This is a genomic window from Mesorhizobium sp. WSM4849 (assembly GCF_055811385.1).
Map to the genome: position 1 here is coordinate 1 of NZ_JBVVPW010000053.1, position 26,369 is coordinate 26,369.

Here is a 26,369-nt window from a genome sequence, read left to right on the forward strand (position 1 = left end):
GATCCACCGAGGCGACGAAAAAGCCAATCCGCCGCAGCAAGGATAACGCTCATGCCCTAAGTTAGCGCCTATGGGGCGCTGTCCCTCCAGCATCAAAAATCGCGGAGCGATCGCCGCCTTTCCCTTCAAATCACATTCAACTCCCGAAACGCCCGCCCCTCGGCGACACGGCTGTACCCAAACGCCGAGCAGTCCACCGTGCGGTAGCCGCCATGTACGATCAGCTCGGCCAAAGCCTTGCCGACCGCCGGCGCCTGCTGCAGGCCGTGGCCGGAAAAACCGTTGGCGAAGAGGAAATTCCTGACCTGCGGATGCGGGCCGACCACCGCGTTCTGGTCGAGCGTGTTGTAGTCATAATGGCCGACCCAGGCGCGCGTCGGCTTGATTGCCTCGAAGGCGGGAATGCGGGTGGCCAGCACCGGCCAGATCACCTCTTCGAACAGTGGCCAGTCGGGCTCGAAATCGCTGGGATCGGCAGGGCCGTCGCCCTCTTCCGGCTCGCCGCCGCCGGTGATGTAGACCGAGCCTTCCGGCCTGACATAGATACCTGAGGGGTCGACCAGCAGCGGCATGTCATCATATTTCTCGCGCGCCTCGAAGATGAAGACATTGCGCTTGCGCGGCTCCACCGGCAGCGCCAGTCCGGCCATTGCGGAAACCTTGCCGGCATTTGGCCCGGCGGCGTTGGCGACGATGCCGGCGTCGAGCCGCTCGCCGTTGTCGAGGTTTACCCCGGTGACGCGGTCGCCCTGCCGTTCGATACCGGTCACATCAGCGGTGATGAAATCGATGTTTTTGTCCCGCAGGGCCTTGCGGAACAGCATCAGCATGGCATGCGCGTCGAACCAGCCCTCGCCCGTGCGGCCGTAGGCGCCGGCGGTGATGCCCTCCGTCGACAGCCACGGAAACCGGCGGACGAGCGCCTCCGCATCCTCAAGCACGATGTCGGCGCCCTCGGCCAACTGCGTCTCGTGGTTGGCCTTGAGGATAGGCAACCCGTTCTCGCCGGCAAGGATGAGATAGCCGCCTTCGCGAAAGCCGATATCGGCGTCGGCCCCGAATTCTTCCGTCAGTCGCCGGAACAGTTTCAACGTGAACTGTGACAGGCGGATGTTTTCGGGAATCGAAAACTGCTGGCGGATCGAAGCGCAGGACAGCGTCGTTGCCGCATGGGCGAATTGCGGGTCGCGCTCGACCAGCGCGATCGAGCCCGAAAAGCCTTCCTCGCGCAGATAATAGGCGATCGAGGAGCCGACGATGGCTCCACCGATGATGACGACGTCGTAGCGCACTTTTTCGATTCTCCAGTTCCAGAGCATGATGCCGAAAGCCGGTTTTCGGATCAGGCTCCAATTCACACAGCCGGCAGGATGATCTCGAAGCGCGTGCCGCGCTCGGAGTCAACCAGCCGGATCGTGCCATCATGCGCTTTCAGGAGGGCCAGCACGATGCCGAGGCCCATGCCGGTGCCGTCTGAATCGCGGCGCGTGGTGAAGAACGGCTCGAAGATCCGCCCCCGGTTGCTGGGCGAAATGCCGGCGCCGTCGTCGCTCACCAGGATCGTCGCCTTGCCGTCCGCGCTCGCCGCCGTGATCGAAACGAGCGTCGCGCCATAGCGGGCCGAATTGTCGATGAGATTGGCGAGCACGATGGCTGCATTCTCGGCCGAGATGCGCAGACCGATATCGCCGCCCGCCTCGACGCGCACCGCCAGCCTGTCCTCGGCCAGCAGCAGTGCCAGCGCGGCGCCAACCGACGTGCGTTCGCCGCTGGGCGCAAGATTTTCGGCGCGCGCCAGGTCGAGCAGACGGCGCACCAGCAAATTGAGCCGCCCCGCATCGGTGACGATGTTGTTGGAAAAGCGCCGCCGCTCGGCCTCGTCCATTGCGCTACCCGAATCGCGCAGCAATTCGGCCGCACCCTGGATCGCCGTCAGCGGCGATTTGAGCTCGTGCGAGACATGGGTGGCGAAGGTCTGGATGCTGTCCGACCGCGCATGCAGCTTTTCGGCCATGTCGAGGAAGGCGTCGGAAAGCGCTGCCATCTCGCGCGTGCCGTGATGATCGAGCGGCCTGATGGCTTCGCGGTCGCCAGCAGCGATGCGCTTTGTCCGTTCCATCAGCGCGTAGATCGGCCGGCTGACGGTGCGCAGGAAGATCAGGCCGATGAGCAGCGTACCGCCGAGGACGGCGATCGCCGCCAGCACCACCTTGCCGCGCTCGCTATAGAGATGCTTGACGATGTTGTTCGGCGTTCGCGACAGATAGACCACGCCGGCGACCTTGCCGTCGACCGCGACCGGCATGGCGACGAAGACGCGGACTCTCGTGCCGCGGCTGACCGAATAGAGCGATGGTGACGGCTGGTTCGGAACCCTCTGCCGGAGCGCGCTGGCATAGCGGCCGGCAAGTGCTGCGCGAACCTCGCCGACGGCGCCGAGCGACAGGCCGACCTCTTCGCGTCCGGCGATGACGACGCCTTTTGGGTCGAGCAGCCGGAAGCCGGCAAGCGTGGTTTTCTGCGTCTCGGCAAGAATGCCCGACAGGCGAGCGCCGATCGCCGTGAAGGCGGGATCGACGGTGGCGGCCGTCGCCGCAGGCCGTGTCGCCAGAACCCTGTCGGAGGCGAGATCGAGGCTTGGCTCGATCGGCCGGTAGGGAGAGTCCGGATTGTCTCTGTCGGCAGGCACGGCCGCGCCGAGCCTCTCGGCCGGGATGCCCGCGGCGCGGACGTCTTGCGCATAGATGGCGCCAAGGGCGGCACCTTGCGCAATCAGCTCGGCCTCGGTCTGGCGGATCAGCTGGTTCTCGTAGAGCCGGAAGAAGAACAGGCCGACCAGCGGCAGCGCCATCACCATGATCAGGATGGCAACAACGACCGTGGCGAGGCGCGGCCGCCATTTCTGCGCCGTCACGCGCCGCACCTGCCCAGCCGGAAGCCGACGCCATGCACGGTCTCGATCGCATCCGTGCAGCCGGCCGCCGCCAGCTTGGCGCGGATGTTGCGGATATGGCTGTCGACGGTGCGGTCGGCGACATGGATGTTAGCGGCATAAGCACTGGCCATCACCATGTCGCGGTCAAGCACATGCGCCGGGCGTTCCAGAAACCCTTTCAGGATGGCGAATTCGATCGAGGTCAGCACCAGCGGCCTGCCGTCGAAGCTGGCGGCGTGGCTGGCCGGCAGCAAAGCCAGTCTGCCGTGCGAGAATTGCCTGTCGTCGGCCTGTTCGGCCTTTGTCGGGCGAGCGCGCCGCAAGATGACATTGACGCGGGCGACCAGTTCGCGCGGGCTGAAAGGCTTGGTGACATAGTCGTCGCCACCCATTTCGAGCCCGAGGATGCGGTCGATTTCTTCATCACGCGCGGAAAGGAACAGCACCGGCACATCGGATGTGTGCCGCAGCCGCCGGCAGACCTCCAGCCCGTCCATCTCCGGCATGCCGATGTCGAGCACGACAAGATCGGGCGCGCGGCGTTCGATCGCCTGCAATGCGCCGGCGCCGTCGGCTACTGCAACCGTTTTCATGCCGGCCTTTTCGAGCGCGAAGCAGATGATTTCGCGGATGTGCGGATCGTCGTCGGCGACTAGGATGTTATACGGCATCAATCAGGGACCCGGCGCGTGAGATTCGTATCCGTCAGGAACCACGAGCGACCCTCTCCTGTCGAGGTAGCGCAGAAGCCGCCAGTCGCGAAAGCTCCACGCGCGCCAGTTTCTTTGCTCGGCGCGGTAGTGGGCTTCGGTCACGGCGTCGGCTGGGTCTCGGAGATCGGTGAGGAATGTCTTCTTTTGTTGGTCGAAGAAGCGGTCGAGGGCGGGCAGCGCGTCGGGGCCGAGCGAGCGGGCATAACGTATATCGAGGCGGGTGCCGGGACCTCTCATCTCGTACGAACGGTCGACATTGTAGTTGGCGATCAGTGCGGCAAAGTTGATGAACGAGCAGGCATAAAGCGTCGCCGATAGCGTCAGAAGATTGGCGGAAAGCAGCCATTCATTGGATTTTCCGAGCGCGATGCGGGCGATGATCAGGGCGAGGCCCGCCGCCACCAGCCCCATCCAGACAAAGGCGGCGACGCGCCAGTAGGTCAGCGCATAGATGCCGATATAGAGGTCGAGCCGCAGGATTGAGGAGACGACCAGAACGATGTTCTGCGCCACCCAGACATAGACCAGCCGGCGGATGAACGGATCGCCGGAGGTCGTGCTGCCCGGCCGCAACGCCGCCAGCACGAAACCCGCGGCCAGCAGGGCGGTGACGATCAAGGGATAGGCGCCGCGATGCGCATAGGCGGCATAGGTCAGCCCGTCGGGAAGGGCGATGCCGCCCCACAGATAGGTGGCGTCGAGTGCGGTCTGCGCCGCGAACAGGATGTTGAAGACGACCAGCGCACGAAGAATGGCGGCCTTGCCGAAGACGATGTCCTCGACCGGCTTGGCGGCGGCTCTTGTGGTCGTCACCCCGAGGGGGATAGGCAACGCAAGATGCGCAATGCGGCGCAAAAGGCGCGGCAGCCGCGGGCGCAGAAAGACCCAGACGCCGGCAAGCGCGAACAGCCAGAAGGCCAGCCGCGGCAGCTCGATGAAGTCGAGCAGTGCGAGGAGATCGATCAGCGACAACCAGTATTCGATGACCGGATTGGCGGCGCCGAACAGCGCGAGAAACACTGCGCCCAGGGTCAGCGGCATGATCCAGACGGCGATCGCCGCCAGGTGGATACGCCGCCGACCGAACCGCCGTGCCGCCTTGCGCCAGCGGAAGAAATCGTGGACGAACCGGAAGGGTGCCGCGAGCAGGAACAGCGCGACCTGGCCGGCAATGCGGGCAGCGCCGCGCCACAGCCGGCCGACCAGCCAAAGCGCAAAGACGGCCGTCGCCACCAGCCCGATTGCGACCGACAGCGCACTGACATTTTCGATAAGCGGCAGCAGCCCGACAAGCAAGGCAGCGGACCACAGGCCGCGGGCGCTGAGCGCCGACGGCTGGATGGCCGCTGCGGCGGCGGCAAGCGTGATGCCGAACAGGAAAAACGTGATGCCGACGGGCTGCCCATAGAAGAAGAAATCCGCCAGCGCGGCAAGCAGGACGGCAACGCCGAGTCGCGCGCAATAGCTCGGCGCGGCCGTAAGCAACGATGTCATGATCGGATTTTCTCAGCGGCTTTGATCCGGCCGGGGGGCGGAGATTTGCGGATGAAGGGGAAGAGGGTCGCCGAACCGTCCGGCCGGGGTGGATCGACCAGCCACCAACCGTCATTGCGGAGGCGGTACGGCAGGGACCAACGGGGCTTTTCTCGCTCTTGCATGCGGCGTATGTCGCCGATCGAAATGCAGGCGGCGGGGCGGATCTGAGGAGAATTTCCGCAATCTCGTGCAGTTTTTGTGCAGGGTCAGGCAATCACTTCAGGTTTGAATCCGCCCCGTCACCCTTTCCGGGCGCTTGCGCTGCCCCTCACCTGCCTGCCGGCATCCTCTCCCCGTGGAGTGACGGGGAGAGGGGTGCTCTCATCGCCGGTTTCGCCAATCACCAGCTTTGCAAGAATGGCGCCGAGGCTGCGCCAGCCCCTTCTCCCCGTTACTATACGGGGAGAAGTGCCCGGCAGGGCGATGAGGGGCGGCGCCAACTTCGACGATTGGCTCATATCCAATACAAGCTATGACTGTCCGAAGCGATTGCCCTGCGTGCTTGCCTCGACCGGCCGCAGGCGGCATAGATCTGAGATGACTGAAACCTATCGCCCGCGCCGCTCGGTGCTTTACGTCCCGGCCTCGAACGACAAGGCTCTGGCCAAGATCTCGTCGCTGGCCTGCGATGCCGTCATCATCGATCTCGAAGATGCCGTCGCCCCGGCCGACAAGGTCTCCGCGCGGGAAAAACTGGCCGGCATCTTCGCAAATCGCCCCGGCCGGCGCTGCGAGATGGTCGTGCGCATCAACCCGCTCTCCAGCGAATGGGGCCCCAAGGACTTGCTGGCGGCGGCACTCTGCGAGCCCGACGCCATCCTGCTGCCCAAGGTCGACACACCGCGCGCCGTTCTGGAAGCCGGCGACGTCCTCGACGACAATTTCGGACCCGACGAGGTGAAACTATGGGCGATGATCGAAACGCCAAAGGCTCTGCTCAACATCGGACCGATCGCCGAGCTTGGCCGCGATCCGAGCTCGCGGCTGGTTTGTTTCGTTGCCGGAACGAACGATCTGGTCAAGGAGACCGGCACTCTCGCCACGCCCGACCGGCGCTACCTCACACCGTGGCTGATGCAGATGGTGCTCGCCGCGCGCGCCGGCGGCCTCGACCTGCTCGATGGTGTCTTCAATGATTTTCGCGATCTGGACGCTTTTGCGCGCGAATGCGGGGAAGCGGCCGCCATGGGGTTCGACGGCAAGTCGCTGATCCACCCGGCTCAAATCGATGCCGCGAACCGGGCCTTCGCGCCATCTGCCGAAGCGGTGGCCAAGGCACGCTCGGTGAAAGATGCCTTCGCGCTTGCCGAAAATGCCGGCAAGGTTGTCATTGCGCTGAATGGAAAAATGGTCGAACGGCTGCATCTGGCGCAGGCCGAAAAACTGCTGGCGAAGGCGGCCGCCATCGGGGCATGATTGGCAACTCACGACAGGAATGAAAAATGAAACTCTACCGCTTTCTGTCCGGTCCGGACGATTCCAGCTTCTGCCACAAGGTGACGGCAGCGCTCAACAAGGGCTGGCACCTGTTCGGCTCGCCGACCTATTCCTACGACATGGAGGCCAAGGCCATGCGCTGCGGCCAGGCCGTGGTAAAGGATATCGAGGGTCAGGAATACGGGCCCAACACCAAGCTCAGCGACTGGTAGATTTTGCAAAGCTCCGACGCAGGGTGTGTTGAGATTCAGGTCAGGCCGCGCCGGAGTCGAAGACGGGCGCGAAGCGACCAGACTGGGTGGTTTCCCGAGAACCGGAGCGGAGCGTACTTTTGGGTACGTGAGCACCCGGAAGCGCAGGGAACTGCCGTTCGCAGGCCGGCATCACCTGAATATCAACACAGCCTACTCCGCCGCCTCTTCGATCCGCTCCATATCATCGTCCGACAGGCCGAAATGGTGGCCGATCTCGTGGATCAGCACATGGGTGACGATGTCGCCCAGCGTCTCTTCGTTCTCGGCCCAGTAGTCGAGGATGGCGCGGCGGTAGAGCGTGACGCGGTTCGGCCCCTCGCCGGTCTGCGGATTCCAGCGCTCGGCAATGCCGCGCCCCTCGAACAGGCCGAGCAGGTCGAAAGGCGTTTCCAGCGACAGATCGTCCATGATCTCGTCGGTCGGAAATTCGGCGATCTGGATGACGATCTCGCCGGTCAGCTTGCGAAACTCCTCCGGCAGATGGGCGTAAGCCTCCAGCGCCAGGAACTCCATTTCCTCCATCGACGGCGAAAGCTGGTCGTGCCAGGTGCGGGTCTTGTAGATGCGGGCCATGCTTTGTCCTTCTGATCCCGGCATATAGGCTTTCGAGCCGGGCTCGGCAAATGGGCGGGTTGCCGCCTACGCGAGGACAGGAATAAATTCCCCAAGACTCCGCTTGACTCTTCGGTCGCCCTCTGGAATTCTAGAGAACATAACAGGAACAATTGTGAGTGGAAGCTGACCGTCATGGCGACAAGCGCCGTGGCGCGGGAGACTGTTTTTGCCCTGCGCCGCCAGATCGCGAAGATCGAGGGAACGCTGCCCGAGCGCCTGGAGGCGCCGGCCGGCGCAGCCCCCGTTGATGCGCCCCGGAATCCAACAGCTGATGTCACCCCCCAGAATCCAACAGCGGACATCCCGCCTCAGGATCTAACAATCGTCCGCCGCGGCCTCGCCGTGGCGCCGCCCGATGCGTTTCTGCGCACCGGCGCCGAAGGTCTCGATACTGCGCTCAGCGGCGGCCTGCCGAAGGCGGCGCTGAGCGAGATCCATGGCGCCGCGACCCGCGATGCCGGGGCCGTCGCCGGCTTCGCCCTGTCGCTCGTCAGCCTGATCCTCAAACAGGAGCCGCGACTGCCGGTCCTGTGGATCGGCACCGCGGAAATCTTCCGGGAGGCCGGCTTTCCCTATGCCAGGGGGCTTCACGCCCTTTTCGGCATCGAGCCGGAGCAATTGCTGTTTTCCGAGGCGCCAAGGCTCCTCGATGCGCTGTGGACCGCCGAGGAGGCCGCCCGGATGACAGCGCTCGCCGCCGTCATCCTCGAAATCCGCGGCAGTCCGCAGCGGCTGGACCTCACCGCGACGCGGCGGCTGCACGCCCGGGCACAGAATGCCGGCCGGCCGGTGTTCCTGCTGCGCCAGGCCGGCGAACCCGAGCCGACGGCGGCACCCGTCCGCCTCGTCCTGTCGGCGGCGCCGTCGGCACCCCGCGAGACGATCGCCGGGCCGCTCGCCGGCTCGATCGGCCGCCCCGCCTTCACCGTCAGCATCGGCAAGAGCCGCACGGCCTTGCCAGGACAATTCACACTGGAGTGGAACCCCGATGAACGCAGTTTCGAGGAAAGAAGGACCGGGGAAGAACGGTCAGCGAATCCTGTCCCTGTGGTTTCCGCATCTCGCCGCGGAAAGGATCCTGCGCCAGCGTCTGGGGCGGTCCTGGCGTTCCCGGCCGTCGGATCACCTGCCCCTGGTGATCAGCCATCGCCAGGGGAACGCGCAGCGCATCGCCGCCCTCGACGAGCGGGCTGAGGCGCTTCACCTGAAGCGCGGCATGGGCATAGCCGACGCGCGCGCCATGCATCCGTCGATCGACGTGGTGGAAGCCGATCCCGAGGCCGACCGCCGCCTGCTCGAAAGCCTTGCCGACTGGTGCGACCGCTACACGCCGCTGGTGGCGCTCGACGCAGCCGATGGCCTGTTCCTCGACGTCACCGGCTGCACCCATCTTTTCGGCGGCGAACGGTCGATGCTGGACGACATCCTGTCGCGCTTTTTCCATCAGGGTTTTGATGTCCGCGCCGGCCTTGCCGCCACACCTGGTGCTGCCTGGGCGGCAGCGCGGTTTGCCAGTGACCGCATCGTCCCCTGTGGCGAAGAGGAAGCGCTTCTCGCGCCCTTGCCGCTGGCGGCGCTGCGCATCGAGCCTGATATCCGCGCCAGCCTGGAAAGCGTCGGCCTGCGCACGGCGGGCGCCATCATGGCAGCACCGCGCGCGCCGCTCGCCCGCCGCTTCGGTGTCTCGCTGCTTTTGCGCCTCGACCAGGCGCTCGGCCGCCTCGACGAGGCGGTGTCGCCGCGCCTGCCGGTGGCGCCGCTTTCGGTCGAACGCCATCTCGCAGAACCCATCATGCTGACCGACGAAATAGAGCGGCTGGTGAAAATGCTGGCGACGACTTTGAAGGCGGACCTCGAGCGCCGCGGCGAGGGCGCAAGAAGGCTGGCGCTGCTGCTTTTCCGCGTCGACGGCGCCGTCAGCCGCATCGCCGTCGGCACCTCGCGGCCGTTGCGCGAGCCGTTGCTGATCCAGAAATTGTTTCACGAAAGGCTTGCCGCGCTCGAACAGGACATCGATGCCGGCTATGGCTTCGATCTCGTGCGCCTCTCGGTCCTGTCGGCCGCGGCCTTCGACATGCAGCAGGCGGATCTCGCCGGCGAAACGCGCGATGACGGCGCCGACATCGCCCTTTTCGCCGACCGCATCCGCGCCCGGCTCGGCGACAGCGCGGTTTTGAAACCGGTCGCCGTCGAGAGTCATCTGCCGGAGCGCGCCGTCGCCATGCTTCCCTATGCGGAGGCGCCGCAAAGGGTCTCTCCGCCGAAGAAGCCGGGCAAGATACAAGACACTTCCTCCAAGCCTGTCTTTCGGCCGGAACGGCCGATCCGGCTGTTCCGTTCGCCCGAACCGATCGAGGTGCCGGCCACCGAAATGCCGGAGGGACCGCCGATGAACTTCCGCTGGCGGCGCGCGCTATACCGGGTCGCGCGCGCCGAAGGGCCCGAACGCATCGCCCCGGAATGGTGGCGGGAAGCACCGGGGCAGGAAGCGACCCGGGATTATTTCCGCATCGAGGATAGCGACGGCCGCCGTTACTGGCTCTACCGCCAGGGTCTCTACGGCGCCTCGCACGCCGCGCCGCGCTGGTTCATGCATGGGGTCTTCGCATGAACGCGCTGACGGTCATCCCCTATGCCGAATTCCGCATCCAGTCGAATTTCTCGTTCCTGCGCGGCGCCTCGAAACCGGAGGAGCTGGTGGTCGCGGCAAAGTTCCTGGGATTTTCGTCGATCGGGCTTGCCGACCGCAACACGGTGGCCGGCGTCGTGCGCGCCTGGCAGCAGGCCAAGGTGGAAGGTCTTTCCTATCATCCCGGCTGCCGCCTGGTTTTTTGCGACGGCACGCCCGACGTTCTCGCCTACCCGCAGGACCGCAAGGGCTGGGGCCATCTGTGCCGCATGCTGACGCAAGCCAATATGCGCGACGAAAGCGAAAAGGGCGCACCGCTCCTCTATCGCGACGACCTTTTCGAATGGGGCGACCGCATGTCGCTTGCGATTCTGCCAGATCTGTCGGCGCCGGCACAATATCCTCTTGAACTGCTTAGCCGGCTCAAAGATCGCTTCGGCAGGGCTTTGCGACTTGCCGTTTCGCCGGATTATCATGGCAACGACCGCTTCCGGATCGAGCAGGCGGCTGCCATGGCTGAGCTATCTGGTATTCCGCTGATGGCGACCAATGACGTTCTCTACCATACGTCCGAACGGCGCCGGTTGCAGGACGTGCTGACGGCGATCCGCCTCAACGTACCTGTTGCCGAAGCGGGTCTGGAACTGGCGGCCAATGCCGAGCGCCATTTGAAGCCGCCAATGGAGATGGCACGGCTTTTCCGCAGGCATCCGCAGGCACTGGCGGAAACGCTGCGCTTTGCCGGAGAATTGAGCTTCTCTCTCAGTGACCTCCAATACAACTATCCCGACGAACCGACGGAATCCGGCCTCGGGCCACAGGCCGAACTGGAACGGCTGGCTCGAGAGGGAGCGGCGATACGATATCCCTCAGGCGTTCCCGCCGATGTGACGAAGCGCATCCGGGAGGAGCTCGCTTTGATCGAGCGCCTGAACTACGCGCGCTATTTCCTGACTGTCTACGACATCGTCAAATTTGCCCGCAGCCAGGGCATACTTTGCCAGGGACGCGGCTCCGCGGCCAACTCGGTGGTCTGCTATTGCATCGGCATCACCGAAGTGGGGCCTGAGCGGATCGATTCGCTTTTCGAGCGCTTCATTTCCGAGGAAAGAAACGAGCCACCCGACATCGATGTCGATTTCGAGCATGAAAAGCGCGAAGAGGTCATCCAGTACATCTACTCGAAATACAGCGCCAAGCGTACCGCGCTTGCCGCGGCCGTCGTCAGCTACCGGGGCCGGTCGGCGATGCGCGAAGTGGCCAAGGCGATGGGCCTGTCGGACGATGTCAGGAGTGCGCTGTCCAGCTCGATCTGGGGTTGGTCGACCTCGGAGCTCGGCGAAAAGGAAACCAGGGCCGGCGGCCTCGATCAGACCGATCCAGTGACAAGGCAGGTTATCGAATGCGCCAACGAGATCATGGGCTTTCCCCGTCATCTGTCGCAGCATGTCGGCGGCTTCGTCATCACCAGGGATCGGCTCGACGAGATCGTGCCCATCATCAAGACGGCGATGGACGAGCGCAAGATGGTCGAGTGGGACAAGGACGATCTCGACGCGGTGAAAATCCTCAAGGTCGACGTGTTGGCCCTCGGCATGCTGACCTGCCTGCAGCGCGCCTTCACCCTGCTCCAGGATCATTATCCCGATGCGCGGGATGACTATGGCCAGCCCTATGTGCTGGCCACCCTCCCTGCCGAGGACAAACATGTCTACGACATGATCTGCCGCGCCGACACGATCGGCGTCTTCCAGATCGAATCCCGCGCCCAGATGTCGATGCTGCCGCGCCTCAGGCCACGCACCTTTTATGACCTCGTCATCGAGGTGGCGATCGTGCGGCCGGGCCCAATCCAGGGCGACATGGTCCACCCCTATCTGCGCCGCCGGCAAGGCAAGGAAAAGCCCGAATATCCCAAGCCGGAGCTGGAAGAGATACTCGGCAGGACGCTGGGCGTGCCGCTGTTCCAGGAACAGGCGATGAAGATCGCCATCGTCGCCGGCGGCTTCAGGCCGGGCGAGGCCGATGAACTGCGCCGCGCCATGGCCACTTTCAAGCGCACCGGCACGATCGGCAATTATCACAAGCGGATGGTCGACGGCATGGTTTTGCGGGGTTACGAAAAGGACTTCGCCGAGCGCTGCTTCAAGCAGATCGAGGGGTTCGGCGAATACGGCTTTCCCGAAAGCCATGCCGCCTCCTTCGCCCTGCTGGTCTATGCCTCCTGCTGGTTCAAGACCTTCTATCCCGACGTGTTCTGCGCCGCGATCCTGAATTCCCAGCCGATGGGATTCTATCAGCCGGCTCAGCTTGTCCGCGACGCGCGCGACCACGGCGTCGAAATCCGCGAGGTTGACGTCAATTTTTCCGGTTGGGACTGCGCATTGGAGGAAGCGCCTTTCGACCCGGCCCGCGTCCTCGACCGCCATGCCCAGATGCGCGGCGTCATCCGGACCAATCATGCCGTCCGGCTGGGTTTCCGCCAGGTCAAGGGCCTGTCGAAGGAGCGCATGGAGGTGTTTGTCGCCAGACGCGGCGACGGCTACGCAACCGTTCGCGATGTCTGGCTTCGCTCAGGCCTCTATGTCGACGAGATCGAGAAGCTGGCGCAAGCCGACGCTTTCCGTTCGCTCGGCCTCGACCGCCGCGACGCCCTATGGGCGGTCCGCGCGCTCGACGGCAGGAGTGCCGCCGAGACCCTGCCGCTGTTCGACCAGCCGGGGATCCGCTTGCGCGATCTCGAGCCCGAGACCAGGCTGCCGACAATGCCGCTCGGCGAGCATGTCATCCACGACTACCGTTCGCTCGGCCTGTCGCTGAAGGCGCATCCGTTGGCCTTTCTGCGCCAGCGGCTGGACCGTTCCGGCGTCACGCCCAATGCGCGCCTCGGCCAGGTTCGGGACGGCAAGCGCGTTTCGGTCGCCGGCCTTGTTTTGGTGCGGCAGCGACCGGGTAACGCCAAAGCGATTTTCCTGACGCTGGAAGACGAGCTGGCCGTCGCCAACGTCATTTTCTGGGAAAGAACCTTCAACCGCTACCGGCCCATTGTCATGGGCGCGCGGCTGGTCCGTGTCACCGGCAAACTGCAGTCGGAATCGGACGTCATCCATATCGTTGCCGAGAAGGTCGAGGATCTGACGCCCTGGCTGTCCGTGCTTTTGGAGGAGGCCGGTACCGGCCAGCCTGTCAATGAGCGTCCGGCCAGTGGGCGCATGGAGAATGACAACCGCGAAGAGGGCGCTGCAGACGCACGTTCTCCACAAGCCGCGCCGGTCCAGCGGGATCTCGCGGCGCTGTCGGGAAAGGCGGAGAAGGTGCTGCCCAAGGGGCGCAATTTTCAATAGGCCTTACACCGTTCAGGACGGCCCGCCCAGGCGCGGCGGGGGCAATCCTTCCTCGAAGGGGATCGCGCGCGCCTCCGAAGGCAGCATGATCGGGATGCCGTCACGCACCGGATAGGCAAGCCGTGCGACCCTCGAGATGAGCTCGTTGCGCTCCGGATCCCAGGTAAGCGGGCCCTTGGTCAGCGGGCAGGCCAGCAATTCCAGCAGTTTCGGGTCGACATTGGCCTTCGTTCCGTCACGACCATCCACCATTTTGGTCTGTCCTTCTTTGGGGCAATCACTTCAAGTTCGCATTCGCCCTCAATCTTTGGGCGTTTGCGCTGCCATCAGCGGTTTCGCCAATCACCAGCGTTGCAGGACGGGTGCCGAGCCCCGCCACCAGCCCCTTCTCCCCATCACTATACGGGGAGAAGGTCCCGGCAGGGGGATGAGGGGCGGCGCCGACTTCCGCAATTGGGCTAATCCCTGCGTCCTTCTACCTTGCCTATTGCAGACTCGACCCGAAATCCTCGTTTTCGCGTGCCAGCGCCATTTCGGTGATGGCGATCAGCGTTTCGGCGCGCGTCTTCAAATCCGCCGCTTCGAGCAGCGCCTGTTTCTCGGCCGGCCCGTAGGGAGCCATCATCGATAGCGCATTGACCAGCATGGCATTTTCGGCGCGGCTGACGCTTTCCCAGTCGGCTTCAAGGTCGTTGGCCTGCAAATAGGCGCGAAATGCCTTGAGCAGCGCCGGCCGGTCGATCCCGGCCTCTGCCTGATCTTCGTCGAGATCGGTGAGAAAGGGCGCAAACCGGCACTGGCGGAAGGGCGTCTTGACCGCGAGTTCCTGCACGATGCGGAACCGGCACACACCTTGCAGCGACATCAGGTAACGGCCGTCGCCGCTCTCGGAAAGGGCGATAATGCGTCCGGCGCAGCCGACATTGCAAAGCTCCGGCTCGCCGTCGGCACGCCGCGCGCCGTCGAGGCTGGGCTGTATGACGCCGATCAGCCGCGATCCGGCGATCGCCTCATCCACCATCTCAAGATAGCGCGGCTCAAAAATGTTGAGCGGCATACGGCCACCCGGCAGCAGCAATGCGCCTTCAAGCGGGAAGATCGGCACCGTCGACGGCAAATCCGTATCGAGCCGGTAATGCGCGTTTCCCGCCTGCACTTCGAACCTCCGCTCACTTCCTCAAGAAGCGCATCAAATCCCGATCCTCCCCGATCGGCACAAGCGAGAGAACCGATGGCCTGATCTCTCGCCCTAATCTGGCGCAGCCGCCGCCGACCGCAAGGCCATCAGGCAAAAACAGCTTGATACGCGCTCAGGAAAACAGCAGCGACGACAATTTGCGCCGCGCCGCCAGCGTTGCTTCGTCGGTCATGCCCCATGCCTCGAAGAACTGCAGCAATTGCGTCTTGGCGCCGTCGTCGTTCCACGAGCGATCGGCTTTGACGATCGCCAGCAAATTGTCGGCAGCGGCCATGCGCTCGCCGTTGGCGTTCTGGATCATGGCAAGATCGAACCGTGCTTGGTGGTCCCCGGGGTTCTCAGCCAGGCGCCGCTCGAGCTCGGCCGGATTGCCAAGTGCTTGTGCCTGCGCGGCAAGCGCCATCTTGGCGCGCAGCGCGGCGAGCGGCGGCGCATCCTTTTTTGCTTCCGGCGCCCGCGCCAGCACGGCTTCGGCGCCCTCGGCATCGCCGGCCTCGAACAGCAGATCGCCCAGCCCGGCAATGGCCTCGATTGTCTCCGGCGCCTGTTCCAGGATCGCGTCGTAGATGTCCGCCGCGGTCTGCACATCGCCGGCGGCGCGCGCCTCTGCGGCCGCGGCAAGTGCCTCGGCCACCTGCGGCGCACCGTTGTTTTTGCCGCCGACCTTCTGGATGAACGCGGCGATCTGGCTCTCGGGAATGGCGCCCATGAAGCCGTCGACCGGCTGGCCGTCCTTGAAGGCGATGACTGCCGGTATCGACTGGATGCCGAGCTGTCCGGCGATCGAAGGATGGTCGTCGATGTTCATCTTGACCAGCTTGACCTTGCCGCCGGCGGCCGTGACCGCCTTTTCCAGCAGCGGCGTCAGTTGCTTGCAGGGTCCGCACCATGGCGCCCAGAAATCGACCAGCACCGGCTGACGGCGCGATTCCTGGATGACGTCGGCGGCAAATGTGGCGGTCGTTGTATCCTTGATGACGTCGACGGCGACAGGCGGCTCGCCAAGCGCGACTTTCGCGGGGGTGGCGTCAGTGCCGCCATACTGCACCGACGTGGCATACTGTCCGCCACTGCTGCCAAATGGATTGTTGTCGCTCATCTCGTCATCCTTTCGGTCGCGCCGCCGGCCACCGACCCGGCGCAACGTCCTTATCCCCAGTCGGAAGTCGGTTTATCGTCATCCATGTGGCGATCATGCTGTGACTTTCAAGATAACAGCATCATGCCCGGTTGCCTCGACGAATTTGACGAGGTCGGCGGCGGCGATCGATGTCGTTGCCTCATTGGTCAGCGGATGGGCATTGATGACCGAATGGCTCATCAACTCCTGGTCGAGAACGACCTTGACCCGCAACTCCGTATCGTTGATCAAGCCGAACACCGTGACCGCCCCCGGAACGACGCCGAGAAGCTCCATCAGCATCTCCGGCTTGCCGAAGGACACGCGCCCGGCGGCGCCGATGACATTGTGGATCTGCTTGAGATCGACCACCGCCTCCTCGCCGACGCTGACCAGGAAGAAATTGTCTTTCTTGTCCTTGAGGAAAAGATTCTTGGTGTGCCCGCCGGCAATTTCTCCACGCAGCGCCTGCGAATCGGCGACCGTGAACAGCGGCGGATGACGCAAGGTCGAGACCTCGATCCCGAGATCGGCGAGAAAGGCGAAAAGCTCGGCTTCGGTTTTCGGCATGTTGTTTCTTGTGGGACTTCTTGTTGTCGCGGTTTGGATCATGCCGTTTACGGCCAATGACGCGGCCGAGACAAGGCCGTTGCGCAGCAAGGCTGCCGATTGCGTTCCTATCCGCGCTAGGGAAGGCTCGTTTACGTCGCCGGTGCGGCCAAAAAACCTGCGATTTCCCTGTTGCAATCGCCGCGCCCTTCAGCCATATAGGCGCGGCTTGCGGCCCAAAAGCCGCGCGAGCGGGTGTAGCTCAGGGGTAGAGCACAACCTTGCCAAGGTTGGGGTCGAGCGTTCGAATCGCTTCACCCGCTCCAATTTCCCAAGGGGAATCAAGCATCGAAAAGCCGCGGTTCGCCGCGGCTTTTTCGTTTTTGGGCAGCACGGCATCACCCAGCAGACGAAGCGAGTTTGTCGCTTGCCGGCTGCCTGTGGCCTGCAGGCGCTTTGTTCGCCGCTCGGAATACCCCCAATAGAGTTAGGACCTTTGCCTTTCAATTTCGGACCAAGGTCCCTTGCGGACAGGTGCATTTAAACCAAACTGGCTAAGCAGTGGACCATCATATTAGAGAGTCCTCATATTTATAGTCCGGAATCATCCTGGCGGGAGGGCGGCTCGAAGGAGGAATTATGAAAACTCGAACCAGTCTGTTCGCAACGGTCGCCGCTCTCGCCCTTGTCGCGTCTCCAGTCCTCGCCGGCCCCGGCGGCAATGGCGGCGGGAAGGGTAACGGAGCAAGCAACGGCAACGGCGGCAACTCGGCCGCGGCCGGATCGCAGGGACACGGAGCCGCAACGTCTGCGGCGGCCAGGGATAAGTCCACTCGGGGAATTGCCCATGCGATGGCTGTCGTTTCGACGACGCCGGCCTCGCCGCAGGCCACCCTGTCCTTGCAGGCAGCCTTGGACAAGTTCCTGGCAAGAACGGCCGCGGATGACCCGGTAGAGTCTTCCGACGACACCTCCGGCGAAATTCCTGACGCAGCCGAATAGAATTGCAAATCCGTCCGCTGCGCGGCGGCGCACCGCACCATCGAGATTCTTAGCCCGTTGGCGGGCTCTTTCATCTGTTCGGCCGATGCCCTGGGTCAAGGAAGAGCCGACATTTGAGCCCGATCCTCAGGGATCCCTGGACGGTCCTGCCCCTACAGACTGATCCAGAGAGCGCCACCGGCTTCGGCCGGTGGTGCGTTTTTGCGTGGGCGCTCAACTGGCCCCAACCGCGGCCGTTTTGGTGCCGGGCTCGGAAGGCGGCTTCGCGAGGCGGGCAGGCTCGGCGGGGATATGCTGACCTGAGGCGCAGCGCCTGCCTCTACCGTCCTCCAAGGCGACGCACTGGAAGGACCGGCGGCGTTAGCGGGGAACCGCGAACATGTCGAAATTCTTCCTGCTGCCGAGGTCGTTTTCGTTGAGCTTCGGACCGAATAGCGTTGTCGGCCCAGCCAGGTGGACGTCGTAGCCCTTGTCGGCAAAGAACCGGTGCATCCGCAGCCGCTCGTCCACCGAAAGATTGTGATTGACCTCGGACTTGATGTAGGGCCGGCATTCGTCGATCAGCGCGCCGATCGAGATCAAAACCGACAGGTCGTGCGACTCCACGTCGGTCTTGATGTAGCGCAGGCGCTTGATGCGCTGGCCAAGCCGGGCACGGATCAACGGTTCGATCCGCCGCCCCTCGACCGGGATACTGAAAGCGCTGCCGTGCTGCCACCGCGACACCCCGGTGTGGTCGCCGCCGTTCTCGAACTCCGGGTTGCCGTAGTCGAAGACGAACGACCCATCTTCCGGCGTTGCCGCGTAGGGAATCGGAAAAATGTTCAATCGGGAAGGATTGAGCGCGGCATTGGCGCCGAGGATCGTGAAGGTATAAGGGTTCGGCTCGAAAGCGAGGACCAGGCCCTGCGGTCCGCAGGCGAGCGCTATCGGTACCGTGCTGTCGCCGACCTGGGCGCCAACATCGATCGCCACGTCGCCATCGCTCAGGAACGTCCGGAGATCATCGACCTCGCCCTGGGCGAGATCGAGATCTGCCCCGCGCGGGTTCTTCCATCGAGCGAATTCAATCTTCCCGTCTTTCGGGAGATCGATGACCTGTATCGAGTGGCCGTAAACGCGTGTTCTTGGCTTCAATCCAAGCAGGTAAAAAAATTCTTTGAGCCTCATCCGCTGCTGATAGCTCAACCCGTGACGGCATTTCAACCGGCGCAGGGCGTTGTAGCGCCGGCATCGACCGGCGTGGCTCTATTTGACTTGGACTATCTGATTCACTGGGACTATCTGGCGCCTGCACCTCTGCGAAAATCCGAAGGCGACATGCCGGCCAGTTTGCGGAACGACTTGTTGAAGGCGCTGAGCGAGCCGAAGCCGGAGTCCATGGCGACGCGCAGCACGTTGGCGTCCTGATGCATCAGCAGCGCCTGCGCGTAGCTGAGCCGCAACAGGTTGACATATTCGTTGAGCGTCATGCCGGTCGATTTCTTAAAAATGCTCATGGCGTATTTGGGATGGATGTCGGCCGCCGCCGCGATGTCCACGCAGTCGATGTCGTATAGGAAATTCTCCGCGATGAAGTCGCACATGCGCCCGACATTGCGCAGGGATTGCTGATCGAAGGGGCTGCCTGTTTCCTGCTCGATCGGAGTTTCGGGTACCAGCCGGTAAGGTTCGAAGCGCACCCGCTCCAGCCGCAGCAGCAGTTCGTTGACGGCGTGCTCGGCTTTGCCCGGATCGCCTGACCGGACGTAGCGGTTCCAGCGCTCGAAATTGTCGCTGTCGGACCGGTCGGTGGCATTGGTCACCAATGTCGCGCCCGTCATCAGCCGGTTGCGGACGTCCGCGGGCAGGTGCAGCCGGAAGAAGTGCACCAGCGGCAGATGCGCGCCGGCATAGACGGCGTCCTCCGACGCATCGTCCATCTGGTGCGGCAGGCCGCCCCAGAACAGGCACATGTCGCCGGCCGAAAGCGAGATCTCGTGCTCATCCATGCGGTAGTGCACGGCGCCGCGGACGATGAAATTCACCTCGACCTGGGCATGCCAATGCGGCTTCAGCATCACCAGAGGCTGGGTGTGAAACATCTGCAGCAGCAGCGGCAGACCCTCCACGCTGCTAGCGCCAGGCTGATAAAACGGCCTTTCCGGCATCTTACTTTCCGCCAATTTTTTATTCCTTTTGTCGCGGACAAGCCTTCCCCAGTGCCTAGTCTAGGCACGCTCGCGATGAGAGAGCAAATGAAATGGGAGGATTTCAATGCGCACCATACTGACCTGCGCCGCGCTCGCGCTTGCCCTGGGCTCTGCCCCGGCCTTTGCGCAATCCGGCGAAATCACGATCTGGAGCTGGAACGTCGCCGCTTCGTCGCTGAAGGCCACCATAGAAGGTTTCAACAAGCAGTTCCCCGATATCAAGGTCACGGTCCAGGATCTCGGCAACAACCCGACGTACGACAAGTCGATTGCAGGCTGCGCCGCCGGCGGCGAGGGGCTGCCTGACATCGTGACGATCGAGAACGGCGAGGCCGAGAACTACTGGAGCCAGTTCCCGGACTGCTTCGTCGACCTCCATACGCTCGGCTATACGGCCGAAGACCAGGCGAAATTCCCCGACTTCAAGCGCACCGAACTCGAAGTGGAAGACAAGGCCTATGCGATGCCATGGGATTCCGGCCCGGTGGCGATGTTCTACCGCCGCGATTTCTACGAGAAGGCCGGCGTCGATCCAACCTCGATCAAGACCTGGGACGATTTCATTGCCGCCGGCAAGAAGATCCAGGAGGCCAATCCTGGTGTGAAGATGACCAATGCAGATTTCAACGGCGACTCCGAATTCTTCCGCATGATCGCCAACGAGCAGGGCTGCGCCTATTTCGCCGCCGATGGGCAGTCGATCACCGTCAATCAGCCGGCCTGTGTGGCGTCGATGACCAAGATCAAGGAGATGAATGACGCCGGCATCATCACCTCGGCCGACTGGAGCACCAAGATCACCAACAACACCGCCGGTACTGTCGCCAGCCAGATGTATGGCGGCTGGTATGAGGGCACCATACGCACCGAGTCGCCCGACGGGAGCGGCAAGTGGGGCGTCTATCTGATGCCGAGCCTCACCGCCGATGGCCCGCGCGCCGCCAATCTCGGCGGCTCCTCGCTCGCCATCACCTCGGTGTCCAACAACAAGGAGGCCGCCTACGCCTACCTGAAATACTCGCTTGCGACCAATGAGGGCCAGATAGCGATGCTGAAGGGTTTTGGCCTCGTGCCGTCGCTGATCTCGGCCCTCGATGACCCCTATGTCTCCGAAGGCCAGCCCTATTGGGGCGGCCAGGCGGTGTGGAAGGATATTCTCGGCACCTTGCCCAAGGTCGTCCCCAGCCGCGGCACGCCGTTCCAGAGCGACGCGGAAATCATCGTCCGCGCGGTGCAGACCAAATATCTGGGCGGCGGCTATCCCGATGCCAAGGCGGCGCTCGACGATGCCGCAAGCCAGATCGCCTCGGCGACCGGCCTGCCGGTCGAAGAGTGAGCTGAGCGCCGCTCTCCCTTCTCCCCTTGTGGGAGAAGGTGTCGCCGAAGGCGACGGATGAGGGGTGTTCCAGCTTGGCAGGACGGCATTCCGTCCAGCACCCCTCAACCGTCTTGGCGCTGCGCGCCAATCCACCTTCTCCCACAAGGGGAGAAGGCAAGAACAAGGCCGACCTCGACAGTGGGCCGGTAAACTTAGAAACGGGAAACGAAGGAGGCAATGATGCGCTATCAGAACGCCACGGCCTATCGCTTCCTCGCGCCCTATTTGCTGATCTTCTCGATTTTCTGGCTATGGCCGATCATCAGCTCCTTCCTGATCTCCTTCCAGGCGACGCGCACCGTGCCGTGGCGGTTCGCGCCGACCTTCAACTGGGGCCGGCTGATCGGCGACCCGGCTTTCTTCAACGCGTTGAAAAACACTTTGCTCATCCTCGTCATCCAAGTGCCGGTGATGATCACTTTGGCGATCGTGATGGCCGTGCTGCTCAATTCGCCGCTGCTCAAGGCCCGAGGCCTGTTCCGCTTCGCCTTCTTCGCTCCTGTCGTGGTCGGCGAAGTCGCCTATTCGGCGGTGTTCCGGCTGATGTTCAACCTCGATTACGGCATCATCAACAAGCTGCTGAACAGCGTCGGCCTGCCCCGTATCGACTGGTTTTCCAACGTCACGCCGGCGATGGCGGTCATCATGATCGCGGTGACCTGGCGCTGGGCCGGCTACAACGCCATCATCCTGCTCGCCGGCCTGCAGTCCATCCCCCAGGATGTCTACGAGGCCGCGACGCTGGACCGCGTCAGCAAGCTCAAGCAGTTCTTCTACATCACCCTGCCGCTGCTCAAGCCGATCATCGTGTTCTGCGCCGTGCTGTCGATCATCGGCACCATGCAGCTGTTCACCGAACCGTTCCTGATCACCGAACGCGGCGGACCGGGCGGCGGCACCGAAACGCTCGGGCTGCTGCTTTACCGCCAGGGTTTCAGGTCGCTCAATTTCGGTTACGCCTCGGCCATCGCCTACACCATGGCCGGGCTGGCGATCGCCATCTCGCTGGTGCAACTGTGGCTGACGAGGGACCCGAAATGAGCTCGCGTTCCTCTTCGCGCCGTTCCTCCGCCAGATTGGGACGCAGCATCGCGCTGCATCTGTTCCTGACGCCGCTGGCGCTGATCTGGCTGTTTCCGCTGTGGATGATGGTAATCTTCTCGACCATGCCCGACAGAGGCATCTTCAGTCCCAGCATCGAGCTTTTGCCGCACGGCAGTTTCCTCGACAATGTCAACAATTTGCAGCGCGACACGAATTTCATCGGCGCCATCGGCATCTCCGTGTCGGTGGCGGTCACCTACACGTTCCTGTCGGTGCTGCTCACCTCGATGGCCGGCTGGGCGCTGGCGCGCTACCAGTTCTTCGGCAAGGGCGTGGTCGTCGCGATCATCCTCGGCACCATCACGCTTCCCTATGCGGTCGTGCTGATCCCGCAATTCATCATGGTGGCGCGCGACTTCAAGCTCGCCAATACGTGGGTGGCGCTGATCGTGCCGCCGCTCTTCAATTCGCTCGGCGTGCTGTTCATGCGGCAGAGCTTCTCGATGATGCCGGGCGATCTGTTCGACGCCGCTCGGGTCGAGGGGGTCAAGGAGTGGCGGATCTTCCTGTTCGTAGCACTACCGCTGGCGCGGCCGATGCTGGCGGCGCTCGCCATCATCCTGTTCCTTGCCTCCTGGAACAACTACCTCTGGCCGCTGCTGATCAATTCCAAGCCCGGTGCGATGACGGCGCCGGTAGCGCTCGGCACGCTGATCGGCCTCACCAAAGTGTCGTGGGGCGGCATCATGGCGGGCGCCGTGATGCTCACCGTGCCGATGCTCGTCGTGTTCGTGCTCTTGCAGCGCCATTTCGTCGCCGGCATTGCCGCCGGCGCCATCAAATAGGATCAGCATGGCAGCGGTTACACTCAAGAATGTCGTCAAGCGCTTCGGCGTCTTCGAGATCGTTCACGGCGCGAACATCGACGTCAATGACGGCGAATTCGTCGTCTTCGTCGGCCCTTCCGGCTGCGGAAAATCCACGCTGCTGAGGATGATCGCCGGGCTCGAGGACATCAGCGGCGGCGAGATCGCCATCGGCGGCAAACTGGTGAACGATGTCGAGCCGGCCGACCGCGGCATCGCCATGGTGTTCCAGTCCTACGCGCTCTATCCGCATATGAGCGTCGAGCAGAATCTGAGCTTCGGGCTGAGGATGAACGGCAACCCGAAAGCCGACACCGAGCGGCGGGTGAAGCGGGCCTCCGAAATCCTGCGCATCGCCGAGCTGATGAAGCGGCGCCCGCGGCAATTGTCGGGCGGCCAGCGCCAGCGCGTCGCTATCGGCCGCGCCATCGTGCGCGAGCCGCAAGTGTTCCTGTTCGACGAGCCGCTGAGCAATCTCGACGCCGAGCTCAGGGTGCAGATGCGGGTCGAGATCTCGCGCCTGCACAAGGAGCTCGGCGTCACCATGATCTATGTGACGCACGACCAGACCGAAGCGATGACGCTGGCCGACAGGATCGTGGTGCTCAACGCCGGCAATATCGAGCAGATCGGCGCGCCGCTCGATCTCTATGACGACCCCGCCAACCGCTTCGTCGCCGGTTTCGTCGGCTCGCCGAAGATGAATTTTATGGCGGCGAACGTGGTCGGAAACGACGACGGCGCAATAACCGTCGAACTCGCCAACCATTGTGGCGCCAAACTGCGGAAGCCGCTTTCGGGTGCCCCGCCTGCGGTCGGTGCCGAGGTCGTGCTCGGCGTCCGGCCGGAGCATTTCTTCGAGGCCGGCGAAGGCGATTGCGACATTGCTGTCAAGGCCGACGTCGCCGAGCACCTCGGATCGGTGAGCTACATCTATGCCAATGCCGGGCCAGAGGAACTGATTATCGAGCGCGAGGCATCGCGGCAGCGGGCGAATGGCGACCACATGGCGGTGTCGATCAAGGCCGGCCGGTCGCTTCTCTTCGACAAATCAGGTGCACGCATTCGCTAATGCATGTCGCCCAAAAGCATGCCCTCGGGCGTGAACCGAGGATGCGCAGCGGTTTGGGACAACGACATGCACAAAACTAAGACACGCAATTTTTCTTTTACCAACTCGCGACGCCGAGGCGTCCCCAAGGAGATTTGAAATGACGTCCGAACCACGAAAGATCCACTGGGGCATTCTCGGGCCCGGCACCATCGCCAAGGCCTTTGCCGGCGGTGTGGCCCATTCGCATACCGGCACACTGGTTGCGCTCGGCGCACGCAATCCCGGCAAATCAGGCCTTGCCGATAACTTCCCCGGTGCCCGCATCCTCGACGGCTACGAGGCTCTGCTCGCGGATCCGGACGTCGATGCGGTCTATATTTCGACACCTCACCCGAGCCACGCCGAATGGGCGATCAGGGCGGCCGAGGCCGGAAAGCATGTGCTTTGCGAAAAGCCGATGGGGCTGACCGCCTTCGAGGCGGACGCGATGATCCATGCAGCGCGCAAGGCCGGCACCTTTCTCGGCGAAGCCTTCATGTACCGGCTGCATCCGCAGACGGCAAAGCTGGTCGAACTGATCAGGTCCGGCGCGATCGGCGAGGTGCGCATGGTGAAGTCGAGCTTCGGCTTCGCCATGCCTGATTTCATGCCGGAACACCGGCTCTACGCGAACGATCTCGCCGGCGGCGGCATTCTGGATGTCGGCGGCTATCCCGTTTCGATGGCGCGGCTGATTGCCGGGGCAGCATTGGGAAAACCCTTCGCCGAGCCGGACAAGGTGGCGGGTGCTGCACATCTTGGTCAGTCCGGCGTCGACGAATGGGCTTCGGCGCTGCTGCATTTTCCCAGCGGCATCGTCGCCGAAGTCTCCTGCGGCATTTCGCTGGCGCAGGACAATGTCCTGCGCATCCTTGGCACCAAGGGCCGCATCGAGGTCGCGGATTTCTGGTATGCGAGCGGCAGGGAAGGCGGCACCGGCGAGATTCGCATCATCCGTCCGGGCGGTGAGGAGGTGGTCGAGGTCAGGGAAGACCGCTGGCTCTACGCTTTCGAGGCCGACGCCGCCGGTGAGGCGATCGTGGCCGGAAAGCAGGAGTTTGCCTGGCCGGGCATGGGCTGGGCCGACAGCCTCGGCAATCTGCGCGTCCTCGACAAATGGCGTGCCGCCATCGGCCTCGAATACGAGATCGAGAAGCCCGAAAAACGCGTCAACACCATCTCCGGCCGGCGGCTGCGCTCCGGCGGCACGACCATCCCGAAGCGCGAAATTCCAGGCCTGCCGCGGCCGGCCTCGTGCCTGGCGCTCGGCTTCGAGGATTTTCGCACGTTCTCCTCGGGCATGATCCTGCTCGATGCCTATTTCGAGGCCGGCGGCAACGTCTTCGACACGGCCTTCATCTATGGCAGCGGCTACACCGAAACGCTGCTCGGCCAGTGGCTGACGAGCCGCGGCGTGCGTGAGCAATCGGTGGTCATCGGCAAGGGCGCGCACACCCCGCTCTGCTATCCCGATGTGATCGACAAGCAGCTCACCCAGTCGCTCGACCGGCTGCAGGCCGATCATGTCGATGTCTATTTCATGCACCGCGATGATCCGGACGTGCCGGTCGACGAATTCGTCGACGCGATGGACAGGGAGGTCAGGGCTGGCCGCATTCGCGGTCCGTTCGGCGGCTCGAATTGGACAAGGGAACGCATGGACGAGGCTATTGCCTATGCCGAGCGGACCGGCAAGCAAAAGCCGGGCGTGCTTTCGAACAATTTTTCTCTGGCCGAAATGCTGGTGCCGATCTGGCCGGGTTGCGTCACATCGTCGAGCGATGAATGGAAGGCCTGGCTGACCGCCCGGCAGATGCCCAATTTCGCCTGGTCGAGCCAGGGCCGGGGTTTCTTCACCGGTCGCGCCGGGCGCGACCAGCGCGACAATGAAGAGCTGGTCCGGGTCTGGTACTCGGAAAAAAATTTCGGCCGCCGCGACCGGGCGATCGAGCTCGCGAACAGGCTGGGCAAGAGCCCGATCCATGTCGCGCTGGCCTACGTCCTGGCCCAGCCGTTCCCGTCCGTCCCGCTGATCGGACCACGCACGCTCGACGAGTTGGAGGACAGCCTGCAGGCCCTCGACATTGCGCTTTCGCCTGACGACATCGCGTGGCTCGATGGCGGTTCGGACCAGCATCCCGCCCGACGCACGGGCTGACGCCAGGGTCGTCACTTCAGCTTTGCGCTGCCGCCTTGTCCGCCTGCGTCCAGCGTTAGTGGTTGGCGAAAGCCGAAGCGCCTTCCAATCGCCCCCCTTGCAGGCCCTTGCGGGGGAGATGTCCGGGGAGGGATCGCGGCCCCATTCCAGCTTGGGTTCCTCGCCCCCGCGAAGCGGGGGAGAGAAGCTATGGGGCGGCGGCGAGGGTTGTGGCACCATCGTTGCTGTGAACTCAACGAATGGAGCGCCCCGATGCACCAGAATGATCTGAGCAAGTCCCTCGTCGCCTTCGATCAGGATAGCACA

The 26,369-nt window shown here is 63.6% G+C and carries 22 protein-coding genes and 1 tRNA gene; 12 read left to right on the plus strand and 11 right to left on the minus strand.

The annotated features are described in order from the left end of the window. Nucleotides 1-125: 125 nt before the first annotated feature. The 4 genes from AC0L3L_RS34265 to AC0L3L_RS34280 form a co-directional block, all read right to left on the minus strand. On the minus strand, nucleotides 126-1,292 hold the full coding sequence (locus tag AC0L3L_RS34265; protein ID WP_123148934.1) for an NAD(P)/FAD-dependent oxidoreductase: 1,167 nt from the start codon (nucleotides 1,290-1,292) through the stop codon (nucleotides 126-128). Nucleotides 1,293-1,354: 62 nt separating this feature from the next. After that, entirely contained in the window at nucleotides 1,355-2,851 is a 1,497-nt protein-coding gene (locus AC0L3L_RS34270) for an ATP-binding protein (RefSeq protein WP_473641712.1), read from the minus strand. 59 nt (nucleotides 2,852-2,910) lie between these two features. Then, nucleotides 2,911-3,606 carry a response regulator gene (locus tag AC0L3L_RS34275; protein ID WP_473485986.1) on the minus strand — a complete coding sequence of 232 codons (696 nt, stop codon included), beginning with the start codon at nucleotides 3,604-3,606 and terminating at the stop codon, nucleotides 2,911-2,913. Nucleotides 3,607-3,609: 3 nt separating this feature from the next. Continuing rightward, entirely contained in the window at nucleotides 3,610-5,142 is a 1,533-nt protein-coding gene (locus AC0L3L_RS34280; protein WP_473641695.1) for a DUF4153 domain-containing protein, read from the minus strand. A 579-nt stretch (nucleotides 5,143-5,721) separates the two neighbouring features. Between AC0L3L_RS34280 and AC0L3L_RS34285 the strand changes: the two genes are divergently transcribed. Both AC0L3L_RS34285 and AC0L3L_RS34290 read left to right on the plus strand, forming a co-directional pair. Then, nucleotides 5,722-6,600 (plus strand): HpcH/HpaI aldolase/citrate lyase family protein, encoded by an 879-nt coding sequence (locus AC0L3L_RS34285; protein WP_473641697.1) that lies wholly within the window; start codon nucleotides 5,722-5,724, stop codon nucleotides 6,598-6,600. Nucleotides 6,601-6,626: 26 nt separating this feature from the next. Beyond that, nucleotides 6,627-6,833 carry a DUF1737 domain-containing protein gene (locus AC0L3L_RS34290; protein ID WP_095495667.1) on the plus strand — a complete coding sequence of 69 codons (207 nt, stop codon included), beginning with the start codon at nucleotides 6,627-6,629 and terminating at the stop codon, nucleotides 6,831-6,833. Between the two features lie 192 nt (nucleotides 6,834-7,025). Here the strand turns inward: AC0L3L_RS34290 and AC0L3L_RS34295 are convergent, their stop codons facing one another. Next, nucleotides 7,026-7,448 carry a metallopeptidase family protein gene (locus tag AC0L3L_RS34295; RefSeq protein ID WP_095495668.1) on the minus strand — a complete coding sequence of 141 codons (423 nt, stop codon included), beginning with the start codon at nucleotides 7,446-7,448 and terminating at the stop codon, nucleotides 7,026-7,028. Between the two features lie 174 nt (nucleotides 7,449-7,622). Here AC0L3L_RS34295 and AC0L3L_RS34300 point away from each other — a divergent pair, with 174 nt between their 5' ends. The 3 genes from AC0L3L_RS34300 to AC0L3L_RS34310 are packed head-to-tail and all read left to right on the plus strand — an operon-like array spanning nucleotide 7,623 to nucleotide 13,463. After that, nucleotides 7,623-8,684, plus strand: a complete 1,062-nt coding sequence (locus AC0L3L_RS34300; RefSeq protein WP_473641699.1) for an ImuA family protein — start codon at nucleotides 7,623-7,625, stop codon at nucleotides 8,682-8,684. Further along, on the plus strand, nucleotides 8,626-10,101 hold the full coding sequence (locus AC0L3L_RS34305; RefSeq protein WP_473641701.1) for a DUF6504 family protein: 1,476 nt from the start codon (nucleotides 8,626-8,628) through the stop codon (nucleotides 10,099-10,101). The genes AC0L3L_RS34300 and AC0L3L_RS34305 overlap by 59 nt, the downstream gene beginning before the upstream one ends. Beyond that, on the plus strand, nucleotides 10,098-13,463 hold the full coding sequence (locus AC0L3L_RS34310) for an error-prone DNA polymerase (protein WP_473641703.1): 3,366 nt from the start codon (nucleotides 10,098-10,100) through the stop codon (nucleotides 13,461-13,463). Before AC0L3L_RS34305 ends, AC0L3L_RS34310 begins: the two co-directional genes overlap by 4 nt. Before the next feature lie 12 nt (nucleotides 13,464-13,475). On the opposite strand, the gene AC0L3L_RS34315 is transcribed toward AC0L3L_RS34310, so the two are convergent. From AC0L3L_RS34315 to AC0L3L_RS34330, 4 genes are all read right to left on the minus strand, one after another. Next, complete coding sequence (locus AC0L3L_RS34315; protein WP_473485992.1) at nucleotides 13,476-13,715, minus strand: Trm112 family protein; 240 nt, start codon at nucleotides 13,713-13,715, stop codon at nucleotides 13,476-13,478. A 232-nt stretch (nucleotides 13,716-13,947) separates the two neighbouring features. After that, entirely contained in the window at nucleotides 13,948-14,619 is a 672-nt protein-coding gene (locus AC0L3L_RS34320) for an LON peptidase substrate-binding domain-containing protein (RefSeq protein ID WP_473641706.1), read from the minus strand. A 154-nt stretch (nucleotides 14,620-14,773) separates the two neighbouring features. Further along, on the minus strand, nucleotides 14,774-15,760 hold the full coding sequence (gene trxA, locus AC0L3L_RS34325) for a thioredoxin (protein WP_473525917.1): 987 nt from the start codon (nucleotides 15,758-15,760) through the stop codon (nucleotides 14,774-14,776). Nucleotides 15,761-15,853: 93 nt separating this feature from the next. Continuing rightward, nucleotides 15,854-16,351, minus strand: coding sequence for a prolyl-tRNA synthetase associated domain-containing protein (locus AC0L3L_RS34330; protein WP_473641708.1), 498 nt, complete (start codon nucleotides 16,349-16,351; stop codon nucleotides 15,854-15,856). Between the two features lie 230 nt (nucleotides 16,352-16,581). On the opposite strand from AC0L3L_RS34330, the gene AC0L3L_RS34335 reads away from it, so the two are divergent. Together AC0L3L_RS34335 and AC0L3L_RS34340 are read left to right on the plus strand one after the other, a co-directional pair. Next, nucleotides 16,582-16,656: transfer RNA gene (locus AC0L3L_RS34335), tRNA-Gly, on the plus strand. A gap of 313 nt (nucleotides 16,657-16,969) precedes the next feature. Then, nucleotides 16,970-17,332, plus strand: a complete 363-nt coding sequence (locus AC0L3L_RS34340; protein ID WP_473525952.1) for a hypothetical protein — start codon at nucleotides 16,970-16,972, stop codon at nucleotides 17,330-17,332. Between the two features lie 360 nt (nucleotides 17,333-17,692). Here AC0L3L_RS34340 and AC0L3L_RS34345 read toward each other — a convergent pair whose 3' ends face one another. After that, the gene (locus AC0L3L_RS34345) at nucleotides 17,693-18,502 is read right to left on the minus strand and encodes an FkbM family methyltransferase (RefSeq protein WP_473485996.1); all 810 of its coding nucleotides are present in this window, start codon (nucleotides 18,500-18,502) and stop codon (nucleotides 17,693-17,695) included. A 110-nt stretch (nucleotides 18,503-18,612) separates the two neighbouring features. Then, nucleotides 18,613-19,482, minus strand: coding sequence for a helix-turn-helix domain-containing protein (locus tag AC0L3L_RS34350; RefSeq protein WP_473485997.1), 870 nt, complete (start codon nucleotides 19,480-19,482; stop codon nucleotides 18,613-18,615). A 106-nt stretch (nucleotides 19,483-19,588) separates the two neighbouring features. Between AC0L3L_RS34350 and AC0L3L_RS34355 the strand changes: the two genes are divergently transcribed. From AC0L3L_RS34355 to AC0L3L_RS34375, 5 genes are all read left to right on the plus strand, one after another. Further along, nucleotides 19,589-20,860: an ABC transporter substrate-binding protein gene (locus AC0L3L_RS34355; RefSeq protein WP_473485998.1), complete on the plus strand. Its 1,272-nt coding sequence runs from the start codon at nucleotides 19,589-19,591 to the stop codon at nucleotides 20,858-20,860. Between the two features lie 222 nt (nucleotides 20,861-21,082). Further along, nucleotides 21,083-21,943 (plus strand): carbohydrate ABC transporter permease, encoded by an 861-nt coding sequence (locus tag AC0L3L_RS34360; protein WP_095495801.1) that lies wholly within the window; start codon nucleotides 21,083-21,085, stop codon nucleotides 21,941-21,943. Continuing rightward, nucleotides 21,940-22,791, plus strand: a complete 852-nt coding sequence (locus AC0L3L_RS34365; protein WP_473485999.1) for a carbohydrate ABC transporter permease — start codon at nucleotides 21,940-21,942, stop codon at nucleotides 22,789-22,791. Before AC0L3L_RS34360 ends, AC0L3L_RS34365 begins: the two co-directional genes overlap by 4 nt. A gap of 7 nt (nucleotides 22,792-22,798) precedes the next feature. Further along, on the plus strand, nucleotides 22,799-23,884 hold the full coding sequence (locus AC0L3L_RS34370; protein WP_473486000.1) for an ABC transporter ATP-binding protein: 1,086 nt from the start codon (nucleotides 22,799-22,801) through the stop codon (nucleotides 23,882-23,884). A gap of 139 nt (nucleotides 23,885-24,023) precedes the next feature. Beyond that, complete coding sequence (locus tag AC0L3L_RS34375; protein WP_473641710.1) at nucleotides 24,024-26,063, plus strand: aldo/keto reductase; 2,040 nt, start codon at nucleotides 24,024-24,026, stop codon at nucleotides 26,061-26,063. Nucleotides 26,064-26,369: the final 306 nt, after the last annotated feature.

Coding starts and splice junctions, on each gene's coding strand:
- AC0L3L_RS34270 (WP_473641712.1), bottom strand. CDS start 2,851: ATGGCGCTGCCGCTGGTCGGCCTGTTCTTCTTCCGGCTCTACGAGAAC.
- AC0L3L_RS34275 (WP_473485986.1), bottom strand. CDS start 3,606: ATGCCGTATAACATCCTAGTCGCCGACGACGATCCGCACATCCGCGAA.
- AC0L3L_RS34280 (WP_473641695.1), bottom strand. CDS start 5,142: ATGACATCGTTGCTTACGGCCGCGCCGAGCTATTGCGCGCGACTCGGC.
- AC0L3L_RS34285 (WP_473641697.1), top strand. CDS start 5,722: ATGACTGAAACCTATCGCCCGCGCCGCTCGGTGCTTTACGTCCCGGCC.
- AC0L3L_RS34290 (WP_095495667.1), top strand. CDS start 6,627: ATGAAACTCTACCGCTTTCTGTCCGGTCCGGACGATTCCAGCTTCTGC.
- AC0L3L_RS34295 (WP_095495668.1), bottom strand. CDS start 7,448: ATGGCCCGCATCTACAAGACCCGCACCTGGCACGACCAGCTTTCGCCG.
- AC0L3L_RS34300 (WP_473641699.1), top strand. CDS start 7,623: ATGGCGACAAGCGCCGTGGCGCGGGAGACTGTTTTTGCCCTGCGCCGC.
- AC0L3L_RS34310 (WP_473641703.1), top strand. CDS start 10,098: ATGAACGCGCTGACGGTCATCCCCTATGCCGAATTCCGCATCCAGTCG.
- AC0L3L_RS34315 (WP_473485992.1), bottom strand. CDS start 13,715: ATGGTGGATGGTCGTGACGGAACGAAGGCCAATGTCGACCCGAAACTG.
- trxA (WP_473525917.1), bottom strand. CDS start 15,760: ATGAGCGACAACAATCCATTTGGCAGCAGTGGCGGACAGTATGCCACG.
- AC0L3L_RS34330 (WP_473641708.1), bottom strand. CDS start 16,351: ATGCCGAAAACCGAAGCCGAGCTTTTCGCCTTTCTCGCCGATCTCGGG.
- AC0L3L_RS34340 (WP_473525952.1), top strand. CDS start 16,970: ATGAAAACTCGAACCAGTCTGTTCGCAACGGTCGCCGCTCTCGCCCTT.
- AC0L3L_RS34345 (WP_473485996.1), bottom strand. CDS start 18,502: ATGAGGCTCAAAGAATTTTTTTACCTGCTTGGATTGAAGCCAAGAACA.
- AC0L3L_RS34350 (WP_473485997.1), bottom strand. CDS start 19,482: ATGCCGGAAAGGCCGTTTTATCAGCCTGGCGCTAGCAGCGTGGAGGGT.
- AC0L3L_RS34355 (WP_473485998.1), top strand. CDS start 19,589: ATGCGCACCATACTGACCTGCGCCGCGCTCGCGCTTGCCCTGGGCTCT.
- AC0L3L_RS34360 (WP_095495801.1), top strand. CDS start 21,083: ATGCGCTATCAGAACGCCACGGCCTATCGCTTCCTCGCGCCCTATTTG.
- AC0L3L_RS34365 (WP_473485999.1), top strand. CDS start 21,940: ATGAGCTCGCGTTCCTCTTCGCGCCGTTCCTCCGCCAGATTGGGACGC.
- AC0L3L_RS34370 (WP_473486000.1), top strand. CDS start 22,799: ATGGCAGCGGTTACACTCAAGAATGTCGTCAAGCGCTTCGGCGTCTTC.
- AC0L3L_RS34375 (WP_473641710.1), top strand. CDS start 24,024: ATGACGTCCGAACCACGAAAGATCCACTGGGGCATTCTCGGGCCCGGC.